The following is a 13,040-nucleotide window of genomic DNA, read 5'->3' on the forward strand; positions in this document are numbered from 1 at the left end:
GATAACTAATCTTTATTGAATGGGAATGCTAATGCTAGGCACGCTTAGCAAATTGCCTTCCCCAGATTGGGGGCCAGGCTTTACTGAGTCTGGAGGGGACATCTCATAAGTGGTGTATTTAGTTTTCACTTGAACTTGGGTTGGCCCGTTGGCATCTTTGTATTCTGTGATTTCTGTACCCCGGTCATTTTTGTATTGATAACTTGGCTGTCGACTCTGAGGACCCTCTAAAACACCTGTGGGGCTCACTGTAGGAGATAGCGGCTGGTTATTGATTCGGTTAAGTTCTGAGGGGCTTAAGGCTTGGCTGTTATTCTGAGCTTGTGCTGGCGCCGCTACTAAAAGTCCTAAAGCCATCAAAAAGCTGATGAGAGCGAGGTTTTGACTGAGGGCGTGGCTAATTAAGTTAGTTAGAGCATGCATCATTTTTCACCTTTTTAAGCCTACTCTCGGGCGGTTCCTTAACCAGACCTGTAGGCAATTCACAACTAGATTGTACGATTGCGGTATGACTAAACATAGACTCTTGTTGGTAGACGGTTCTAGCTACCTCTACCGTGCCTTTCATGCCATGCCAGACCTCAGAAATGGGGCTGGGGAGCCCACTGGGGCCATATATGGCATGGTCAATATGATGCGTCGGGCTAGGTCTGAACTCAAGGCTGACCACATTGCCTGTGTTTTTGATGCCAAAGGCAAGACTTTTCGGGATGAAATGTACTCTGAGTACAAGGCCCATCGCTCCCCAATGCCTGAGGATTTGGTCAAACAAATTGAGCCGATTCATGCGATTGTCAAAGCATTGGGCTGGCCGGTATTAATGGTTTCTGGAGTTGAGGCCGACGATGTGATCGCTACTTTAGCTTGCCAAGCTACAGAAGCGGGTTGGGAAACGATCATCTCTACTGGTGATAAAGATTTAGCTCAGTTGGTTAATTCATCGGTGACTTTGATCAATACGATGAGTAACGAAAAGTTAGATATCAATGGCGTCATTGAGAAGTTCGGAGTTCCGCCAGAGCGCATAGTCGATTATTTATCCATTATTGGCGACACCGTGGATAACGTTCCTGGAGTTCCTAAGGCTGGACCTAAGACAGCCAATAAATGGCTAGCAGAGTTTGGCGATCTCGATAATCTAATGGCTAATGCTGATCAAGTAAAAGGCGTCGTTGGAGAAAACCTACGCGCTTCATTAGAGTGGTTACCTCAGGCGCGCCAACTCATTACTGTTAAAACCGATTGTGACTTATCGCCGCATTTGCCTGGCTTAGATGATCTTCATGCGAAGTCTGAAGACCCATCCCTACTACGCGAGTTATTTGAACGTTATGCTTTTAAGACTTGGCTGCGGGATGTTGAAAAGCAACTGACAAGCCCTTCTGGAGAGGGTTCTGAGGTCGGAGCTACATTTGATTTAGCAGGCACTCCCATTAGCAATACACCGTCTGAAGAAGCCCCCTTTGCTAAAAAATCTGCAAGCATTGCAAGCTCACCTACAAAAGATTTATCGCAAGATACCAGAGATTTTCAAGGTGCGATTGAGAAAATATATGAATGCATCGTGGATGAGGCGGGTTTAGATAAATGGCTGAAGAAAATTGATTCTGCCCAATTAACTGCCGTCGATACTGAAACTACTAGTCTTGATGCGCTGGCTGCAGAGTTGGTAGGTATTTCTTTATCGGTAAGGCCAGGTGAAGCTTGTTACATTCCAGTCGCTCATCGCAATGGAGAGGCGCAGCTAGATCGCGCTACTGTTCTTGCGCGCATCAGGCCTTGGCTGGAAAGTAAAACACATTTGAAGGTGGGGCAAAACTTAAAGTATGACGCACATATCTTTGCTAATTATGGAATCACCCTGAACGGAATTGCATTTGATACCTTACTCGAGTCCTATGTCTTAGAGTCGCATCTTCCGCACAATATGGATAGTTTGGCTGAGCGCCACCTTGGCATGAAGACCATTCGTTATGAAGAGGTCTGTGGCAAGGGGGTTCATCAGATTGGTTTTGATCAGGTTGATCTGAAGATCGCTACGGACTATGCAGCAGAGGATGCAGACATTACTTTGCGCCTGCATTTAGAGCTTTGGCCACAGATCCAGGAAAGTGCTGGCTTGCTCTATGTTTATGAAAAGATTGAAATGCCAGCGATGCGCGTGCTGGGTATCATGGAGCGCAATGGCATCCGTATTGATTCCACCTTATTGGCCAAACAAGGTCAGCAAGTAGGAAAGCGTCTCTTGGAGCTAGAGGGAGAGATTCATAAGCTGGCTGGGCAACCATTTAATATTCAATCGCCAAAACAGATTGCAGAAATCTTGTTTGGCCAACTTGAATTACCCATCATTAAGAAGACGCCTTCAGGCGCGCCCTCTACTGATGAAGAGGTTTTGCAAAAACTTGCTGAAGATTACCCCTTGCCAGCACGCATCTTGGACTATCGCAGTTTAGCGAAGTTGATGTCTACCTATATTGAGAAACTCCCACGGATGGCTGATCCGAAGACGGGTCGTGTGCATACCAACTTCTCTCAGGCAACTGCGGTTACCGGCCGCTTGGCATCTAGTGATCCGAATTTACAGAACATTCCTGTGCGTACCGAAGAAGGTCGTCGCATCAGAGAGGCTTTTGTGCCAGCAGATGGCTGCAAATTACTATCAGCTGATTATTCGCAAATTGAGCTTCGTATCATGGCGCATATTGCTGAGGATGAAAATCTATTAACCGCCTTCAGAGATGGCAAGGATGTCCATCAAGCAACCGCTGCAGAAATCTTTGGTATTGCATTAGATGAAGTGAGTTCAGAGCAGCGACGTTATGCCAAGGTCATTAATTTCGGTCTGATTTATGGCATGAGCGCATTTGGTTTGGCTGGTAACTTAGGCATAGAGCGTTCCGCAGCACAAAACTATATTGCTAAATATTTTGATCGTTACCCCGGGGTTGCTCAGTACATGGAGCACACTCGCTTGGAAGCCAGAGAAAATGGTTATGTGGAAACTGTCTTTGGACGTCGTCTTTGGCTGCCTGAAATTAAGGGTTCTAATGGCCCGCGTCGCCAAGGGGCTGAGCGGGCTGCAATTAATGCTCCTATGCAGGGTACGGCAGCAGATCTCATTAAATTAGCGATGATTGCAGTTGAAGATTGGCTTGAAAAAGAGCAATTAAAAACAAAATTACTTCTTCAGGTGCATGATGAATTGGTGTTCGACGTTCCCTTGGATGAAATCGAACTCCTGCAAGCCAAGTTACCTGGCTTAATGTGTAACGTCGCACAGCTCAAGGTACCTTTGGTAGTTAGTATTGGTATTGGCGATAATTGGGAAGAAGCGCATTAGAAATAAAGATAAGGAGACAAATTCAATGAACCAGAAAACACAGAGCAGCAGACGCAATTTTATAAAGACCTCAGCAATTGGGGCTACTGCAATTGGCGTTGGTTTTGTAGCAGCATCTGAGCCAGTGCTGGCTGCAGCCATTGAGACGGATTTCAATGGCCTCAAAGCTGGTGAACAAATGATTCCGGTAGGTAGCTTTCAGATGCCCGCTTATGTATCGCGTCCTGAAAAAGCCAAGGGATCTTTGCCCATCATTATTGTGGCGAGTGAGATCTTTGGTGTGCACGAATATATTGCGGACGTCACTCGTCGTTTTGCAAAGCTTGGTTATCTCGCAATTGCTCCAGAGTTTTTTACTCGAGCTGGTGACCCCAATACCTATGGCACTACCGCAGAGATTCAGAAGAATATTGTGGCTAAAACACCGGATGCACAAGTTCTGAATGATTTGCAGGCTGCTTTAGTGTGGGCTGGTAAAAATGGTGGCGATCTCAAAAGAGTCGGTGTTACTGGGTTCTGTTGGGGTGGGCGCATTACTTGGCTATCTGCCACATTGCCTCAAGTGCGCGCGGGAGTAGCTTGGTATGGCCGCTTGATTGGTGAGAAGACGGAAGGTAATCCCCGTCATCCAGTAGACATTGCTGCAGATTTGAAGGCACCAGTTCTTGGTTTATATGGCGGTGCTGATGCTGGTATTTCTCTGGAGAGTGTTGAGCAGATGCGCGCAGCAATAGCAGAAGCAGCTCCTAAGAACCCTGCTGCTAAAGCATGTCAGTTTGAGGTATATCCCGATACCCCTCATGCTTTCCATGCTGACTATCGCGCAACCTATCGCGAAGGTCCCGCTAAAGACGGTTGGGAAAAGTGTATCGCTTGGTTTAAGAAAATGGGAGTAGCTTAGTCACCATGACGGTTTTACAAACCCTTGTCTTAGTTACTGCCTTAGCGGGAGTTGCTAGTGTCTTAGTAGCAGCTACTTTTTCAGTAGCCTTGCTGGCCAAGATGGTCAACAACATGGTGAGTTTGTCGGTCGGCATTTTGCTGGCGACTGCTTTACTGCATTCCTTACCTGAAGCATTCAATATCTCAGGGGCAAGCCCACAGCTGTTGTTTGCAACATTACTTGCGGGTTTATTGGGCTTCTTCCTGCTCGAGAAAATTGCCCTCTTGCGCCATGACCACCATCATGAGGGTGATGGTCATTCTCATCACCATGGACATGACGCTGAGAATGCTGGCCGCAGCGGTTGGATGATCTTGGTCGGGGATGGTATTCATAATTTCGTAGATGGCATCTTGATTGCTGCTGCATTTATGGCCGACTATCAAGTGGGTATCTTTACCGCAATTGCGATCATTGCACATGAGATTCCGCAAGAAATTGGCGATTTCATTGTTTTGCTCAATGCAGGTTTTTCAAAAGCCCGCGCATTGTTGTACAACCTGATTTGTGGTTTAGCGGCAGTGCTTGGTGGTGTATTGGCCTATTTCTTTTTGGAGAAGGCGCACGCAGCAATGCCGTATTTACTAGTCATTGCATCTAGTAGTTTTATCTATATTGCAGTGAGTGATTTAATCCCTCAAATGCACCGCCGTCCTCATTGGGTAGAGTCTTTGCGTCAAACAATTTTGATTGCGTGTGGCGTAGGATTCGTGATCCTACTATCCTTGCTGCATTGAGAGCTTAACTGGCGCTAATCAGTAGCAATCGGTCTTATAGGGTCGGCGCACCACTCGCTCCAACTGCCTGCATACAGACGTGAACCCTTTAATCCTGCTACTTCCATTGCCAAAAGATTATGACAGGCAGTAACACCTGAACCACATTGATGAATCACTTCAGATGGTTTCTTGGTACCCAGTAGCTCTAGATAATCTTTAAAGAGTTGCTCAGGTGCTTTAAATGCTGTGGCAGAAAGATTGCCTTTAAAGAAGTGATTAACTGCACCTGGGATATGTCCACCAATAGGGTCTAAGGTTTCATTCTCACCATGAAAGCGATCATTGGCTCTGGCATCAATGACGAGATTTTTACCAGACTGTAGATTGCTCACCACATCACTAACTAAGGCCAGGCCAACATAAGGCATAGGCTCAATCGCTTGAGATGTCGACGTTGGATTGCGGGGTATTATCCCCATCGGCCCATTCCAAGCATCAAGACCACCGTCTAAGACGCGGACATTGGCATGTCCTGTGGCTTTGAGCATCCACCATAGGCGACTGGCATAAACCGAGCCCTGTTTGTCGTAAGCCACTACTAGCGTGTTTGGGCTCATACCTAAACGGGCTTTGGTTTTTGCCCAAGCTTCAGGAGAAGGGAGTGGATGTCGACCATTGACTCCAGTTTTAGTTCCAGACATGTCTTGATCAAGATCGACATAAATAGCACCAGGGATATGACTTTCTTCGTACGCTTTTCTGCCAGCTTCTGGATTTGCTAAATCAAAGCGGCAATCGCAGAGTAAAACATTCTCACCACTATTGAGGATTTCTTCTAACTGGTTTGCGGAAACTAGAGGAGTCATAAGGCTTCCTATATTGAATGCAAAATTATTTAAGAGAGCGTCTTAATTATGCGCCTTGAAAATTCATTACGCGACGGTACCACTCATGAAAGTGTTGCATACCGTCTTCCATGGGGCTTTGATAGGGGCCTACTTCATTAATGCCGCGTGCAAAAAGGGCAGCACGACCTTGATCCATGCGCTCACCAATCTCATCATCCTCAATACAGGTTTCCATATAGGCAGCACGTTCAGCTTCTACAAACTCGCGCTCGAATAGGGCGATTTCTTCTGGGTAATAGAACTCAACGATATTGCGCGTTTTATTTGGACCCATGGGGTGCAGAGTAGAAACACAGAGTACGCCTGGGTACCACTCCACCATCACATTAGGGTAGTAAGTCAGCCAGATTGCCCCATGCCGCGGTGTTTTACCGTTGTATTGACGTAAGACCGCATCGTGCCAGTTGCGGTATACCGGTGAACCTGGCGTTTGCAAATCTTTATGAATTCCAACAGTTTGCACACTATGCCAGTCACCAAATTCCCAGCGCAAATCTTCACAAGAAATAAACTTACCTAAGCCAGGATGAAATGGCACAACATGGTAATCCTCGAGATAAACCTCAATAAATGTTTTCCAGTTGTAATTGCAATCGTGTACTTCAACATGATCAAGTAGGTAACCATCAAATTGAAGATCTTCGGCCACACCGAGTTTTGCAAGATCAGCTCGCACATCGCGCGGACCTTCAAATAAAAGCCCTTGCCAATTTTGCAAAGGGGACTTGCCTAGGTTAAGGCAAGGCTTATCTTCAAAATGGGGTGCGCCTAACAAATTTCCACCTAAGTCATAAGTCCAACGATGGAGTGGGCAAACAATATTTTCTGCTTTACCTTTGCCGTTGAGCATCAGCGCTTGGCGATGACGGCAGACGTTAGAAAGTAGTTCGACGCCAGATTCATTGCGAACCAGGATGCGACCTTCGTTTTCTGCGCTTAAGGTTTGATAGGAGCCAATTTCAGACACCATGAGTTCGTGGCCAACATAGCCAGGCCCCTGCTTAAAAAGCAGTTCAATTTCCCGCTGATAGAGGTCAGCGTCAAAATATGCCGAAACCGGCAGTTGTAGATTGGACGGCGCAAGCTTCTGCGCGGCAGCCAGATTAGTCATTCTCCCCACCCCCGAAAACGTCAGCCGAAGCTAAGCGGAATAACCAATCCAACCATCGACGGATCGATATTGGAAAGGAAGGGGTCGATTATACCCATCTGAAGGGCTTCTCGCTTTAATATGTAGGGCTATCCGTATGGGAAATATGAAGGAAACAGCTTATGCCAGCCAAAAAGTCAGAGACTCAAAAACCAGGCCTTGAGGTCACAATCGACCCAGATCTCCGCTATGAGCAAGCTGTGAAAGAGCTCGAAAAGTTAATTTCGGACATGGAGTCAGGAAAATTCTCTTTGGAAGAGACCCTTTTAGCTTATCAACGCGGTGCTGCTTTGTTAAAGCATTGCCAGGGCGTGCTTGCTCAAGTTGAACAACAAGTGCGAGTGTTCGAGGCTTAATGACTACCATTTTTCAATTTCAAGAGTGGCTTAGTAATCGCTCTGAGCGAGCTGAGAGTGCATTAGATGGCTTACTCGATTCTGCTCAAACTACGCCGCATCGTTTACATGAAGCGATGCGTTATGCAGCGCAAGGTGGTGGCAAACGAATTCGTCCCTTGTTAGTTTATGCAGCAGGCTCTCTTGGTGATGCTAAGGCGCAGGCATTAGATGCTGCTGCAGTGGCGATTGAATGTATTCATGCTTATTCATTAGTACACGATGATTTACCTTGCATGGATGATGATGATTTACGTCGTGGCCGTCCAACCGTGCACAAAGCTTTTGATGAGGCAACTGCGCTTCTGGTTGGCGATGCTTTGCAAACCCGTGCTTTTGAGATACTCGCCAATGCGGAGTGTGAAGTGGATGTACGCTTACAAATGATCAGTGCTTTAGCTGCAGCTTCTGGTTCGCGGGGTATGGCAGGCGGTCAAGCAATTGATTTAGAGAGCGTTGGAATAAAATTAGATCTGGCAGGTTTAAAACAAATGCATGCCATGAAAACTGGTGCTTTACTCTCTTGTGCTGTTGAGTTAGGCGGCATTGCAGCACATCTCAATTCTGGTCAAATGGCGCAACTCCAAAAATATTCAACAGCTCTTGGCCTAGCGTTTCAGATTGTTGATGATGTGCTTGATGCAACAGCTGATAGTCAAACCCTTGGCAAAACAGCGGGCAAGGACGCAGCAGCCAATAAGCCTACCTATGTAACTTTGATGGGTTTAGACTACGCACAACAGCAAGCTAAAGAGTTACAAGAAATGGCAATTGCTAGCCTCCTTGATTTCGGTGGTAGGGCAGACGCCTTAAAAGATTTGGCGCTCTTAGTTGTTAATAGAGTTAAATAAGTACAGATTAAATCAATTTAATGACTTTACATTCCATCAACTCCCCCAACGACTTAAAAAAACTGACTCGCGAAGAATTGCCAGCGCTTGCTGATGAGTTACGTCAATTTGTCTTGGATTCGGTATCGCAGACTGGCGGACATCTGTCATCTAATTTAGGAACCGTGGAGTTGTCGATTGCTTTGCATTATGTATTTGACACTCCAGATGATCGTATCGTGTGGGACGTGGGACACCAAAGCTACCCACACAAAATATTGACTGGCCGGCGTGAGCGTATGAACACCCTGCGTCAGTTCAAAGGGCTATCAGGATTCCCACAGCGCGCAGAAAGTGAGTTTGATGCCTTTGGTACAGGGCACTCTTCTACCAGCATCTCGGCGGCGATGGGAATGGCTCGCGCATTTCAAACCAAGGGCGAGAATCATGTCGCTGTAGCAGTTATCGGCGATAGCGCGATGACTGGTGGTATGGCATTTGAGGCTATGAATAATGCTGGCGTGTACGACGATCTGCCGCTAGTGGTTATTCTGAATGACAACGATATGTCGATCTCTCCCGCAGTGGGCGCACTCAATCGTCACCTGGCAAGATTGCTGAGCGGCAATATTTATTCCGCTACCAAAAAAGGAATCGATAGTGTTTTATCGATTGCGCCCCCCTTACGTGAGTTTGCAAAACGTCTTGAAGATCATGCTAAGGGCATGGTGTCACCTTCAACTATCTTTCAAGAGTTTGGTTTCAATTATTTTGGACCAATTGATGGCCATGATTTAGATGCTTTAATTCCAATGCTGCAGAACGTGCGCCGCCTTGCCTTAGAGGGAGGTGGCCCACAGTTCTTGCACGTAGTTACGCGCAAAGGTCAAGGCTATGAATTGGCTGAAGCCGATCCCGTTCTGTATCACGGCCCCAGCAAATTTAATCCTGAAGAGGGCGTTAAAAAAACGGTTGCCACCAAGAAAACTTTCACACAAGTATTTGGTGAGTGGTTATGCGATATGGCTCATGCTGATCCATTATTAGTTGGTATTACACCAGCGATGCGCGAAGGTTCAGGTTTAGTTGAATTTGAAAAGAATTTCCCAAAACGTTACTACGACGTCGGTATTGCCGAACAACATGCAGTCACATTCGCTGCAGGGATGGCATGCGAAGGGATGAAGCCAGTAGTGGCTATTTATTCCACTTTCTTACAACGTGCTTACGATCAATTGATTCATGATGTGGCTTTGCAAGATTTGCCAGTCTTGTTTGCATTAGATCGCGCTGGCTTGGTTGGCGCTGATGGCGCAAGCCATGCAGGCGCTTATGACATTCCATTCTTGCGCTGTATTCCAAATATGTTGCTGATGACGCCAGCAGACGAGGCAGAGTGTCGAGATCTACTGACCACGGCATTTCATCAACCGCATCCAAGTGCTGTGCGCTACCCTCGTGGTGCAGGCGTTGGAGCGATTCCCTCTAAGGAGTTGAGAACATTACCCTTTGGTAAAGGTGAGCTGCGCCGTAAATCCCATGCGCCTGCTGGTCAACGCGTAGCAATTCTGGCATTTGGTACTTTGTTGTATCCAGCGCTAGAAGTTGCAGAGGGGATTGATGCGACTGTTGCTAACATGCGTTTCGTAAAACCACTCGATCTTGATCTGATTAAATCTTTAGCAGCGGATCATGAGTATTTTGTAACAATCGAGGACGGCGTCATTGCGGGTGGTGCAGGAAGTGCTTGCTTGGAAGCTCTCGCTCATCTCGGAATTAATAAACCCCTTTTGCAGTTAGGTCTTCCCGATCAATTCATTGAACATGGGGACTATAACCTGCTGATGAGCAAGTGTGGGCTGGATGTAGAGGGCATCACCGATTCCATCAAACAACGTTTTCCAGCTGTATTCACAATAAATTCAGTGTTGGTGGGCAAATAAGCCCGTTTTGCTTGAAAATAGAGTTATGAATGACATGAACCCCGCCTTTCTGAAAGCCAGCGCAATGCCTGATGTGCAATCCACATTAGATGAGCGTGCTTTGCCGATTGAGCAGGTTGGTATTCGTGGTGTGCGTCATCCCTTGACCATTCGCAGTGCATCTGGAGATTTTCCATCCGTTGGAACTTTTGAGATGGATGTGGCCTTACCTGCGCATGTCAAAGGAACGCATATGTCGCGTTTCATGGCGCTTCTACAAAAACAAGAAATGGCAGTTGATAGCACAACAGTTGTTGCAATGGTGTGCGACATGCTGCCTTTGCTTGATGCTAAAGAAGGCCATGTGCAGTTTACTTATACCCACTTCGTTAAAAAAGCAGCGCCTGTCTCTGGTGTTGAAAGCCTAATGGATTACGAAGTGACGTGGATCGCAAAAGCCAAAAAGAATCCTGCAGGAAAATTGGATATTGAACTGGGATTACGTGCTCAAGTACCAGTGATGAGTTTATGTCCCTGCTCTAAAGAGATTTCAGAATTTGGGGCGCACAATCAACGCTCCCATGTCATCATGGATGTGGTGTTAGATTCAGAAACAAAGATGACAGTGGAAGATTTAATTACCGCTGCAGAAAGCGAAGCTTCTAGTGAGCTTTGGGGCTTGCTTAAGCGTCCCGATGAGAAGTGGGTGACTGAGCATTCGTATAGCAATCCTAAATTCGTAGAGGATTTAGTTCGTGATGTAGCCGGCAATCTCAAGGCTGATCAGCGTATCCGGTCCTTTGTAGTTGAGGCCGAGAACTTTGAGTCTATTCATAACCACAGTGCTTTTGCCAGAATTAGCTTCTCAAAATAAACTGATTTCACAGATTTTATAGATTGTTGCTATGCAAATCCCAACGGGGTTTGATATCAAAAGCCCCAGATTTAGTCGAACCATTATTTTCTACCAGCATGCGCAGCGCTCCTGCAAATGCAATCATGACGCCGTTATCTGTACATAGCTCCAATGGTGGATAGTGCACTTCAAAACCGTTCTTTTGGGCTTTGTCATTTAGTGCCTTGCGTAGTTGTGAATTAGCCCCCACGCCACCAGCCAGAACTAAATGCTTACAGCCAGTTTGCTTGAGTGCTTTTTCTGATTTACTCACTAGTACTACAACGATGGAGTCAACAAAGCTGCGTGCAAGATCTGCCTGAAATTGCATTACCTCACTAGGGCCACTAATTTTTTTCTCTGCAAACTTTTTAACTTGATTCAGAACGGCAGTCTTTAATCCTGAGAAAGAAAAATCTAAATCGCCAGAGTGCAGCATGGGTTTTGGTAGATCAAAGATTCCAGGCCGTCCTTTTTCTGCCAACTTAGAAATGGCAGCGCCACCTGGGTAATCTAAGCCTAATAATTTGGCAGTCTTATCAAATGCCTCGCCTGCAGCATCGTCCAAGGTTTCGCCTAAAAGTTCGTATTGGCCAATGCCCAAAACTTTCATGAGTTGGGTGTGACCACCAGAGACTAGTAGGGCAATAAAGGGAAACTGGGGCGCTGTTTGGCCTAAAAGCGGGGAGAGCAGATGTCCCTCGAGGTGGTGAACCCCAATTGAGGGCAAATTGAGCCCTTGGGCTAGCGATTTAGCAAAAGCACTACCCACTAGAAGGGCGCCAGCAAGGCCTGGACCCTGAGTGAAGGCAACCGCATCAATACCATCTAATTTGAGCCCAGATTGACTTAAAGATTGGTCTAAAAGGGGTAAAACACGCCGGATGTGATCTCTTGAGGCTAGCTCTGGAACTACGCCACCATAGTCTTTGTGCATGGCGATTTGGGAGTGCAAACCCTGGCCTAGAATGCCCTGGAATGCAGGTTTGCCTTCCTCCCAAGGGGTGGTGTTGTATAAAGCCACCCCAGTCTCGTCACAAGAAGTTTCTATCCCTAAAACAATCATTTTTTGGTTTGGTCGTGCTAGAATCGCAATTCAGTTAATTTTTCGATATTTATCGAGCATATACGAGTTAAATAAGTATGACTACAGTCCGCCTCCGCGAAAACGAACCATTTGAAGTGGCATTGCGCCGTTTCAAGCGCACCATTGAAAAAAATGGTCTTTTGACAGACTTGCGTGCCCGCGAGTTTTACGAGAAGCCAACGGCTGAACGTAAGCGTAAAAAGGCCGCCGCTGCAAAACGCCATTACAAGCGTATTCGCAGCCAAATGTTGCCTAAGAAGCTTTACTAATAGAATTTAAAAGCTCTCTTCACCGAGAGGCTTTGAAACCCGCTGACGGTGAAACGCAGCGGGTTTTTGCTTTTTGAATTGCTAACCATAGCTAGACAGCGAAATATATTCAACATCAGGAAAATGCCATGAGTCTAAAAGATCAAATCACTGAAGATATGAAAAATGCCATGCGTGCAAAAGAGACTGCACGTTTGGGAGCTATTCGTTTGTTATTAGCCGCTATTAAGCAGCGTGAGGTTGATGAACGTATTGTTTTGGATGATGCAGCAGTAATTGCAATCATTGAAAAAATGATGAAGCAGCGTAAAGACTCGATCTCTCAGTTTGAAAAAGCCAATCGTGATGATTTGGTAGCAATCGAAGCTGCTGAAATGCTCATCTTGCAAGCCTATTTGCCTGCACAAATGTCGGATGCCGAAGTGGAGGCCGCAGTAGCTGCAGCAGTTGCTTCTACAGGTGCTGCCGGTCCTCAGGATATGGGTAAAGTGATTGGCGCCCTGAAGGGTCAATTGGCTGGCAAGGCTGATATGGGTAAGGTATCTGCTTTAGTAAAAGCCGCACTCGCTAAGTAAGTAA

Annotated in this window: 13 protein-coding genes; 9 read left to right on the forward strand and 4 right to left on the reverse strand. The window is 46.4% G+C overall.

The window, feature by feature from the left end:
• Nucleotides 1-12 precede the first annotated feature (12 nt).
• On the reverse strand, nucleotides 13-426 hold the full coding sequence (locus ICN29_RS08470; protein ID WP_216131761.1) for a hypothetical protein: 414 nt from the start codon (nucleotides 424-426) through the stop codon (nucleotides 13-15).
• An 82-nt stretch (nucleotides 427-508) separates the two neighbouring features.
• On the opposite strand from ICN29_RS08470, the gene polA reads away from it, so the two are divergent.
• The 3 genes from polA to ICN29_RS08485 are packed head-to-tail and all read left to right on the forward strand — an operon-like array spanning nucleotide 509 to nucleotide 5,023.
• On the forward strand, nucleotides 509-3,343 hold the full coding sequence (polA, locus tag ICN29_RS08475; RefSeq protein WP_216131764.1) for a DNA polymerase I: 2,835 nt from the start codon (nucleotides 509-511) through the stop codon (nucleotides 3,341-3,343).
• 25 nt (nucleotides 3,344-3,368) lie between these two features.
• A complete protein-coding gene (locus tag ICN29_RS08480) occupies nucleotides 3,369-4,244 on the forward strand; it encodes a dienelactone hydrolase family protein (protein ID WP_216131765.1) in 876 nt (291 codons plus the stop codon).
• 5 nt (nucleotides 4,245-4,249) lie between these two features.
• Nucleotides 4,250-5,023, forward strand: a complete 774-nt coding sequence (locus ICN29_RS08485) for a ZIP family metal transporter (protein WP_216131768.1) — start codon at nucleotides 4,250-4,252, stop codon at nucleotides 5,021-5,023.
• Nucleotides 5,024-5,037: 14 nt separating this feature from the next.
• Here the strand turns inward: ICN29_RS08485 and ICN29_RS08490 are convergent, their stop codons facing one another.
• Both ICN29_RS08490 and ICN29_RS08495 read right to left on the reverse strand, forming a co-directional pair.
• Nucleotides 5,038-5,871, reverse strand: coding sequence for a sulfurtransferase (locus ICN29_RS08490; protein ID WP_216131771.1), 834 nt, complete (start codon nucleotides 5,869-5,871; stop codon nucleotides 5,038-5,040).
• A 46-nt stretch (nucleotides 5,872-5,917) separates the two neighbouring features.
• Entirely contained in the window at nucleotides 5,918-7,024 is a 1,107-nt protein-coding gene (locus tag ICN29_RS08495; RefSeq protein ID WP_216131774.1) for an aromatic ring-hydroxylating oxygenase subunit alpha, read from the reverse strand.
• A gap of 161 nt (nucleotides 7,025-7,185) precedes the next feature.
• Between ICN29_RS08495 and xseB the strand changes: the two genes are divergently transcribed.
• The 4 genes from xseB to folE2 are packed head-to-tail and all read left to right on the forward strand — an operon-like array spanning nucleotide 7,186 to nucleotide 11,084.
• Complete coding sequence (gene xseB / locus ICN29_RS08500) at nucleotides 7,186-7,419, forward strand: exodeoxyribonuclease VII small subunit (RefSeq protein WP_216131777.1); 234 nt, start codon at nucleotides 7,186-7,188, stop codon at nucleotides 7,417-7,419.
• Nucleotides 7,419-8,309 (forward strand): polyprenyl synthetase family protein, encoded by an 891-nt coding sequence (locus ICN29_RS08505; RefSeq protein ID WP_216131779.1) that lies wholly within the window; start codon nucleotides 7,419-7,421, stop codon nucleotides 8,307-8,309. Before xseB ends, ICN29_RS08505 begins: the two co-directional genes overlap by 1 nt.
• Before the next feature lie 11 nt (nucleotides 8,310-8,320).
• On the forward strand, nucleotides 8,321-10,231 hold the full coding sequence (dxs, locus tag ICN29_RS08510; protein ID WP_439651271.1) for a 1-deoxy-D-xylulose-5-phosphate synthase: 1,911 nt from the start codon (nucleotides 8,321-8,323) through the stop codon (nucleotides 10,229-10,231).
• A 25-nt stretch (nucleotides 10,232-10,256) separates the two neighbouring features.
• A complete protein-coding gene (folE2, locus tag ICN29_RS08515) occupies nucleotides 10,257-11,084 on the forward strand; it encodes a GTP cyclohydrolase FolE2 (RefSeq protein WP_216131785.1) in 828 nt (275 codons plus the stop codon).
• 16 nt (nucleotides 11,085-11,100) lie between these two features.
• Here folE2 and tsaD read toward each other — a convergent pair whose 3' ends face one another.
• A complete protein-coding gene (tsaD, locus tag ICN29_RS08520) occupies nucleotides 11,101-12,171 on the reverse strand; it encodes a tRNA (adenosine(37)-N6)-threonylcarbamoyltransferase complex transferase subunit TsaD (protein WP_216131788.1) in 1,071 nt (356 codons plus the stop codon).
• Nucleotides 12,172-12,248: 77 nt separating this feature from the next.
• On the opposite strand from tsaD, the gene rpsU reads away from it, so the two are divergent.
• Nucleotides 12,249-12,461, forward strand: a complete 213-nt coding sequence (rpsU, locus tag ICN29_RS08525; RefSeq protein WP_011903537.1) for a 30S ribosomal protein S21 — start codon at nucleotides 12,249-12,251, stop codon at nucleotides 12,459-12,461.
• Between the two features lie 128 nt (nucleotides 12,462-12,589).
• Nucleotides 12,590-13,036, forward strand: coding sequence for a GatB/YqeY domain-containing protein (locus tag ICN29_RS08530; protein ID WP_216131791.1), 447 nt, complete (start codon nucleotides 12,590-12,592; stop codon nucleotides 13,034-13,036).
• The last annotated feature ends 4 nt before the right edge of the window (nucleotides 13,037-13,040 follow it).

The sequence above is a fragment of the Polynucleobacter nymphae genome (genome assembly GCF_018882155.1).
GTDB classification, from domain to species: Bacteria; Pseudomonadota; Gammaproteobacteria; order Burkholderiales; family Burkholderiaceae; genus Polynucleobacter; species Polynucleobacter nymphae.

Bases quoted from the DNA above. Each gene is read 5' to 3' on its own strand.
- xseB (WP_216131777.1), top strand. From the start codon at position 7,186: ATGCCAGCCAAAAAGTCAGAGACTCAAAAACCAGGCCTTGAGGTCACA.
- ICN29_RS08480 (WP_216131765.1), top strand. From the start codon at position 3,369: ATGAACCAGAAAACACAGAGCAGCAGACGCAATTTTATAAAGACCTCA.
- ICN29_RS08505 (WP_216131779.1), top strand. From the start codon at position 7,419: ATGACTACCATTTTTCAATTTCAAGAGTGGCTTAGTAATCGCTCTGAG.
- rpsU (WP_011903537.1), top strand. From the start codon at position 12,249: ATGACTACAGTCCGCCTCCGCGAAAACGAACCATTTGAAGTGGCATTG.
- folE2 (WP_216131785.1), top strand. From the start codon at position 10,257: ATGAATGACATGAACCCCGCCTTTCTGAAAGCCAGCGCAATGCCTGAT.
- ICN29_RS08470 (WP_216131761.1), bottom strand. From the start codon at position 426: ATGATGCATGCTCTAACTAACTTAATTAGCCACGCCCTCAGTCAAAAC.
- tsaD (WP_216131788.1), bottom strand. From the start codon at position 12,171: ATGATTGTTTTAGGGATAGAAACTTCTTGTGACGAGACTGGGGTGGCT.
- ICN29_RS08485 (WP_216131768.1), top strand. From the start codon at position 4,250: ATGACGGTTTTACAAACCCTTGTCTTAGTTACTGCCTTAGCGGGAGTT.
- ICN29_RS08490 (WP_216131771.1), bottom strand. From the start codon at position 5,871: ATGACTCCTCTAGTTTCCGCAAACCAGTTAGAAGAAATCCTCAATAGT.
- ICN29_RS08530 (WP_216131791.1), top strand. From the start codon at position 12,590: ATGAGTCTAAAAGATCAAATCACTGAAGATATGAAAAATGCCATGCGT.
- polA (WP_216131764.1), top strand. From the start codon at position 509: ATGACTAAACATAGACTCTTGTTGGTAGACGGTTCTAGCTACCTCTAC.
- ICN29_RS08495 (WP_216131774.1), bottom strand. From the start codon at position 7,024: ATGACTAATCTGGCTGCCGCGCAGAAGCTTGCGCCGTCCAATCTACAA.